The following is a 5,863-nucleotide window of genomic DNA, read 5'->3' as shown; positions in this document are numbered from 1 at the left end:
CCTTACGACTTATCAACGAAGTTAGCAGCTTGCTCTCTTAAGACGAACTTTTGTATTTTGCCCGTAGATGTTCTGGGAATGGATGTGAAAACAAACTTTTTGGGGACCTTGTAAGAAGCCAGATGCTCTCGACACCAATCATTTAGCTCCTCAGAACAAGCATTTTGCTCAGAAACCAATTCGACAAAGGCACAGGGTGTCTCTCCCCATTTTTCATGCGGCATAGCGACGACGGCGACGACAGCAACTGCGGGATATCGATAAAGAATTTCCTCAATCTCAATGGACGAAATATTTTCTCCCCCGGAGATAATAATATCCTTTGATCTGTCCTTGAGCTCTATATATCCATCTGGGTGCATCACCCCGAGATCACCAGAGTGAAACCAGCCCCCCTCAAAGACCTCTTTTGTTGCTTTATGATTGCGAAAATAGCCCTTCATAACAACATTACCCCGGAACATAACCTCTCCTAATGTTTCCCCGTCACGAGGCACTGGGATCATCGTCTCCGGGTCAATAACATCCAACCCCTCCAAAGGTAAGTAACGCACACCTTGGCGCGCTTTGAGACAGGCCTGTTCCCCAGACGGAAGATCTGACCATTCTTGATGCCAATCATTCACCACAGCAGGCCCATAGGTTTCCGTAAGACCATATAGATGTGTTACATCGAATCCAGCAGACTTCATATCCGCCAACAATTTTTGGGGCGGAGGCGACGCAGCAGTTAAAAACTGTACGGTATGGTTTAGATTACGCTTTATCGTCTCAGGCGCAGAAATCATCAAAGACATGACAATAGGGGCGCCACACAGATGCGTCACACCATGATCAGCTAATGAATTCCAGATCTGATCCTCGCGCACCTGCCTAAGACAAACATGTGTTCCGATGACAGCCGAAAGGGTCCAAGGAAAACACCAGCCATTACAGTGAAACATTGGTAACGTCCAAAGATACACAGAATGCTTCGCCATCGAGGTCGTCAACGCATTTCCCTGCGCCAAGAGATAAGCCCCCCGATGATGAGACACAACACCTTTGGGGTCACCCGTTGTACCCGACGTATAGTTTATAGAAATCGCATCCCACTCATCTTCGGGCATCATCCAGCTAAACGCTGGATCTCCTTGCGAAAGGACCTCTTCGTAATCCAGCGCATCAACTATGGTTATTGGCCCTGTATATTCAGGATCATCATACTGAACAAGCGTCGGAGTAACTTTTGCCAAGGTCAAAGCTTGTTGCGCCAATGGCATAAACTCACGGTCAACAATAAGCACTTTAGCACCAGCATGATCTAGCTGAAATGCGATGACAGCGGCATCTAGCCTTGTATTTATTGAATGCAGAACAGCCCCACACATAGGTACACCATAATGACATTCCAGCATTGCAGGCGTATTGGCCAGAAGAGCTGAAACAGTATCACCACGTCCAATGCTCTGCCCAACAATCTGCGTTGACAAGGCAGAAGCCAACCGCAGAGAACGCTCGTAAAAATCCGCATAATTACGACGTAATTTTCCGTGAATAATCGCAATGTGATTCGGAAAAACACTCGCGGCACGCTCGAGAAAAGTCAAAGGCGTTAAAGACTGATAATTGGCCTGATTACGATCAAGACCAGTGTTATAAGGGTTACTCATCTCCAACTTACTCATTTCGGACCTATTTATCTCGCCATTGTGGCTCACGCTTTTCAACAAAAGCACCAATGCCTTCTTCGGCATCAAACGCCAGCATGTTTTCAACCATCACATTCGATGCGTACTCATAAGCTTTCGACAAGTTCATTTCACGCTGTTCATAAAAAGCACGCTTCCCTGTCGCGAGCGTCAGACTGGATTTTGATGCAATCTTCTGTGCCAACTTAAATACGGCATCGCCTAATTCTGATGCAGAAGTAACCCGATTAATTAAGCCAATTTCTGCAGCTCGAGCCGCAGAAATCATATCTCCTGTCAAAAGCATTTCCATAGCATGCTTATTTGATACATTACGAGACAAAGCAACCATGGGTGTAGAACAAAAAAGTCCTATATGAACACCCGGCGTACTGAATTGTGCCGTATCAGACGCAACGGCCAAATCACAGGTTGCAACCAACTGACACCCTGCCGCTGTCGCAATTCCTGAAACTTCTGCAATAATCGGTTTCGGGCAAGCCACGATCCCCTGCATGACTTCGGAACATAACGCCAGTATTTTTACAAAGTAAACACGACCACGATCATCATGCTCTCGCGCCGCCGTCATTTCTTTGAGGTTGTGTCCAGAGCTGAATACAGGCCCTTTCGCGGCAAGAACGACGACACGCACAGATGCGTCAGCAGCAGCCGAAGAAAATGCATCTTTTAACTTGCGCAACATTTCTTCTGACAGGGCATTACGTCGCTTGTCATCGTTCAAGGTAAGCCTCAATATTCCCGCTGCATTTTTCTCACTGAGCAAAATACCCTGATCAAGTCCAGTCTCTGGCACAGTCCCTACTCCCTAAGTTGCGCAAATATTGATTTCAACGCTATCAGCTAATGTATTCGCAATAAAACAATAACGATGCGCACGATGTTGCATTTTATCCAGCTCTTCTGCTGTAATCGTAAAATTAGCATCAAACTCAACAACTGGATGCAAATCAATTTTTACAACAGACATTTTCCCATTAGAATTTTTACCCAAAAAAGCAACAGCACGATCTTTAAAACCAACGACAGGCCACCCTGCTTTGGCCGCCAAAGCAAGAAATGTCATCATATGGCAACTTGATAAAGCTGCCCCTAACGCCTGTTCAGGGTTCGTATTTCCTCCATCTCCACCCCAATCAGGTGCAGCATCGACCTGTACTTTATAATCGTCATTATAACGGACAGTGTGAGCGTTGGAATATTTACCCGGACGCAATTCAGATTCAGAACGTTGCCAAGTTAGCTCGATAGAAAGTTCAGACATAATTTTAAAACCATTATTTGTGGCACGGAATATTTAATTCGGAAATCAAGTAGTTAGGCAGCGACAGTGATCCTTTTCCGTGGATCAAAAAACGGCTTTTCAACGACTCTAGCCTGTAAGATCTCTGACTGAATTTCAATGTCAAAAATAGTGCCAACCTCACTCACATCAACCGAAACCATCGCTAAAGCAATATTTTGATTAAGACGAGGGGAATAAACAGCAGAGGTCACTTTTCCGACAATATTATTGTCTTTCTTCACCTTCCAAAAGGTCGTATTTGGACCCTTAAAATTCTGACCATCGATAACAAGTCCAACCTGTTTGCGAGAGACTCCGTTTTGATGAATCACTTGCAAAGCATCCTTGCCAATAAAGTCAGCCTCCATTTCCAGATCAACCAAACGATCCATCCCCAATTCGTAAGGATTGGTCATAATATCCATATCAGCGTGATAAGATAGCATCCCACCCTCTATCCGTCGGATTGATGAGGTATGACCGGGCTTTAACCCCAAAGGCGTGCCCACCTCCATAATTTTTTCCCACAACGCATCACCTTGCGCACTATCGCAGAGATAAAGCTCATACCCAAGTTCGCTTGACCAACCAGTGCGCGAAACGATCAACGGGATTCCATCAAGATTGATTTCGCGCAACCAATAGTAACGAAGATCCATGATACTTTCACCAAACAGTGCCTTCATCACTTCGCCAGATTTAGGCCCTTGCAACTGCAAAGGAGAAACATCAGGCTCACCAATTTTGACATTAAGGCCGGAATAAATTGCGACGCCTTGCGCCCAAAGTAAAATATCGCTATCGGCCAAAGATATCCAATAACGATTTTCACCCAAACGTAACAAAATAGGATCATTCAACACCCCACCATCAGCATTTGTGATCAAAATATACTTACATTGCCCAACCGCAAGATTTGATAAATTTCGGGGAGTTAGCAGCTGGACAAATTTCCCGGCATCGGGGCCTGTGATTTCAACCTGTCGTTCAACTGCGACATCACAAAGGATCGCATCATTCACCAGATTCCAAAAATTTTGTTCCGGATCACCAAAATCGCGGGGAATATACATATGATTGTATACTGAAAATGCTTTCGCTCCCCAGCGAACAGTTGCGTCAAAATAAGGGGATTTACGAATTTGTGTACCAAAACCAAAATCATCTGTGTTCGTCATGCTACTTGCCTCTATTTGGGCAGCTTTTGACGGCTGCCACGTCTTGAATGAATTTATCAGACATTAGCAGCGACTACAGAAAAATACGGGCTAAGTTTTCCTGCACAAAAGACCAAACAGACCATTATTATCCGGCCATATAAACCGTTTGGTCTCTTATAGTTTTTATCGGATTATATCAGGCTTCTTTACGGCTTATCGTCATGTCAGCATTTCTGAGCTGGAAGCAACAGATTAAGGTTTGGTGAAACAGATTTCACCTCTCTCGTAACAATATAAGTCATGTAACGATCAATACCTAACTCTGCAGAAAGCATTGCATCCATGATTGCTTGAAAAGAAGAGAGATCCTGGGAAAACACCTTCATCACATAGTCCGTACCGCCGCCCGTTGCTATACATTCCACAACAGAATCCTCACCGCGTATATAGGCTTCAAAGCGTTCAAAATCTTGCTTGCGGTGGCTTGTTAATGAAAGTGACACAATAACCCTAGACAGATTCACAATACTGTCGAGTGCAATCTCAGCGGAATAGCCTTTGATCAATCCAGCTTTTTTAAGCTTTGCCAAACGTATCCAGCAAGGCGTTGGGGAGAGATTCACAATTTCAGCAAGTCTGGATTTACTAAGCTGCCCATTTTGTTGTACAGCCACAAGAATACGAATATCAGCGGCATCCAGAACAATCTTACTCATCTATTTTCACCCAATGCTGGTACTATAAGGCTAATACCAGTGTTTAAGAATATTGCGGCGTCAATTTCAGATAAAAAGTTTTTTTCAAAAACTTATTTAATCAGAAGAACCGATCCGAGAATAGCAAAAGAAAACAAGTGAATCGCCCCAGATAGCGACAAAAGCACAAACAATCAGATCCAGTTTTATATAAATAACTCAGAATATTCTCTTCAGCCAGATCTTCACGATAAGATCCCGAGCAAGTCTCTATTCACTGAATAATACTTCATCTCATTTTTGCAAAAAAAATTTATCAACAAAATCAATCCAAAAATTTATTGAGTAGACTTGGTATTTTAAAAGAAAATCAAGAAAATGGAGAGATGAAAGCATTACCAATACGAAAGTGAGCATTTTTTGCAGGGCAACCTGACATTCAACTCATTGGGTTTCCAAACGCGAGTTACAATCCTTCACTTCCGGTCTGGAAGACACGCGAAACGATAAGCAAGGTGCGCATCCACTCAGTAGGCAACCCGGCAGTTGATGAATCAGCATTAATCCAAAAACCCTTCCCAAAACTTTCTATATTTGCGTCACTTTTAACTAAAAAAGAAAATGGCAAGGGTATTAACCGGCATTCAAGCCACGGGCATTCCTCACCTCGGCAACCTCCTCGGAGCGATTCTTCCAGGTATCGAATTGGCCAATCAACCGGGCAACGAAGCTTTCTTTTTCATTGCAGATTTGCATTCGTTGACCACCATCCACAATCCAGAAATACTGGCGCACAACACCTATGCCACTGCCGCTGCGTGGTTGGCATGTGGATTTGACACCGATAACGGCTACTTTTATCGGCAAAGCGATATTCCGGAAGTTACTGAGTTGACGTGGTACCTGACTTGCCACTTTCCCTATATGCGCCTCGCACGCGCCACCTCCTTCAAAGACAAGTCCGACAAGTTGGACCAGGTTTCAGGCGGCCTCTTTTTCTACCCCATGTTGATGGCAGCCGACATTCTGATG

General features: G+C 44.2%; 5 protein-coding genes and 1 pseudogene. 1 reads left to right on the top strand and 5 read right to left on the bottom strand.

What is annotated here, in order from left to right:
- Positions 1-2: 2 nt before the first annotated feature.
- From Q0241_RS21330 to Q0241_RS21310, 5 genes are all read right to left on the bottom strand, one after another.
- A complete protein-coding gene (locus tag Q0241_RS21330) occupies positions 3-1,652 on the bottom strand; it encodes an acyl-CoA synthetase (protein ID WP_299381110.1) in 1,650 nt (549 codons plus the stop codon).
- A 22-nt stretch (positions 1,653-1,674) separates the two neighbouring features.
- Entirely contained in the window at positions 1,675-2,487 is an 813-nt protein-coding gene (locus tag Q0241_RS21325) for an enoyl-CoA hydratase (RefSeq protein ID WP_299381108.1), read from the bottom strand.
- A gap of 12 nt (positions 2,488-2,499) precedes the next feature.
- A complete protein-coding gene (locus tag Q0241_RS21320; RefSeq protein ID WP_299381106.1) occupies positions 2,500-2,955 on the bottom strand; it encodes an OsmC family protein in 456 nt (151 codons plus the stop codon).
- Between the two features lie 53 nt (positions 2,956-3,008).
- The gene (locus Q0241_RS21315) at positions 3,009-4,154 is read right to left on the bottom strand and encodes a glycine cleavage T C-terminal barrel domain-containing protein (protein WP_299381104.1); all 1,146 of its coding nucleotides are present in this window, start codon (positions 4,152-4,154) and stop codon (positions 3,009-3,011) included.
- 206 nt (positions 4,155-4,360) lie between these two features.
- The gene (locus Q0241_RS21310) at positions 4,361-4,852 is read right to left on the bottom strand and encodes an Lrp/AsnC family transcriptional regulator (RefSeq protein WP_299381102.1); all 492 of its coding nucleotides are present in this window, start codon (positions 4,850-4,852) and stop codon (positions 4,361-4,363) included.
- A 600-nt stretch (positions 4,853-5,452) separates the two neighbouring features.
- On the opposite strand from Q0241_RS21310, the pseudogene Q0241_RS21305 reads away from it, so the two are divergent.
- Positions 5,453-5,863: pseudogene (locus Q0241_RS21305) on the top strand (tryptophan--tRNA ligase); the annotation flags it as partial.

Origin of the sequence: uncultured Kiloniella sp. (assembly GCF_937128705.1) — a bacterium.
Taxonomy (GTDB): Bacteria; Pseudomonadota; Alphaproteobacteria; order Kiloniellales; family Kiloniellaceae; genus Kiloniella.
This window is presented reverse-complemented; position numbering and strand designations above follow the sequence as displayed.